The organism is Streptomyces sp. NPDC054770 (assembly GCF_053611985.1).
The window spans coordinates 391285-392453 of sequence record NZ_JBSHBL010000001.1; the positions used below are offsets into that span (position 1 = coordinate 391285).

The 1169-nt window shown below is 65.2% G+C and carries 1 protein-coding gene; it reads left to right on the forward strand.

Annotated elements, in window-relative coordinates:
- Positions 1-632: 632 nt before the first annotated feature.
- Positions 633-1007 (forward strand): hypothetical protein, encoded by a 375-nt coding sequence (locus ACWGKQ_RS01615; RefSeq protein WP_453289845.1) that lies wholly within the window; start codon positions 633-635, stop codon positions 1005-1007.
- The last annotated feature ends 162 nt before the right edge of the window (positions 1008-1169 follow it).

Below are 1169 nucleotides of genomic sequence, written 5' to 3' on the forward strand. Positions count from 1 at the left end.
GTACGGGGGGTTGTCGTCTTATTCCTGATTATAACATTGTGGGTGGTCGGCTGTAATGTCCCCTGGGTGTGCAACGCAGCGGTGGGGCCCTGGTGCCGTACGGCACCAGGGCCCCGAAGGAAATTCAACACCATCTGTCGGCCCTACTGCTGTGCCGACCTTCTGTTTCCGCTACCCGGCCCGGCAGGGGCGGAGCGGGGGGATCGCAGCTGCGTGACCGGGGACCACCATCCATTCCGGGGTCTTGCGGTACCCGGGCCGAGCACTTCTCGGGCCCGGGCGATCCTGATGGCGTCTGCTCCTCCGTTCCTCTCTGAACCAACCACTGTGGGAACTGGTACTGCTGTCGGCAGCTCCTCGACGTGCGAGCCGCCCAGTGCGGCTCCCAGTCCCGTCACCGTCCTGGGAACACCTTGGCTTCGAGGCTCGAGAGCCGCACTGACCTGCGAACTTCGTTTCATCCACCCGCCAGTTCGTGTCTGGCGGGTCTTGTTCGACCGTCTCTACAAGTTGGATCGTAACCACGCCAGGAAGGAATGTCTACTCTGGCAAAGATAGATTTCACCCTTCCAGTCGAGGAAGAAACCTGCCACCTGCGAAAATGACTCCCCCAAGTCGTAAGCTCTGCTGTCATGTCGAACCCTGATGAGCTGCTCGTCGCCATCTGCGCCGCGGTGGAGTCCGAGCGCAGCAATCAGATGTCGCTGACCGTGGTCGTCGGCGGTGCCGTCATCACCGGTCGGCTGGCTCCTGAGGCGGTGTGGCGAGAGCGGGTGGCGGAGGTCCTGAAGGACTCGGACCGTCTCGGCCCGTTCTCGGACGTCTTCGCCCGCGGGCCGCGAGCGAACCGGCCCGGTCACGGCGAGGCGCCCACGCATCTGCACTTCCATCTCGCCCGGATCCTGCAGGGCAGCCTCGGGATCCCGGAGACGGGCGGCATGTACCGAGTCGCGATCAAGGACGTCAGCGCATGGACCATGGGTGATCTCAGCTACTTCGACGGGTGAGACGTTGTCTCCGCCCCGTGTCCCGGCCCGGCCGGGAGTTTCCGAGCGGACGACGACACAGCGGTGGGGGGCCCGGCCGCACAAATGGGGCGGGGCCCCCCCCCGGTAACAGGGTCGGGGTTTGGGCGGGTGGAAAAAAATCACTGGGGGCGAGGCGGCCCG

Bases quoted from the DNA above. Each gene is read 5' to 3' on its own strand.
- ACWGKQ_RS01615 (WP_453289845.1), top strand. From the start codon at position 633: ATGTCGAACCCTGATGAGCTGCTCGTCGCCATCTGCGCCGCGGTGGAG.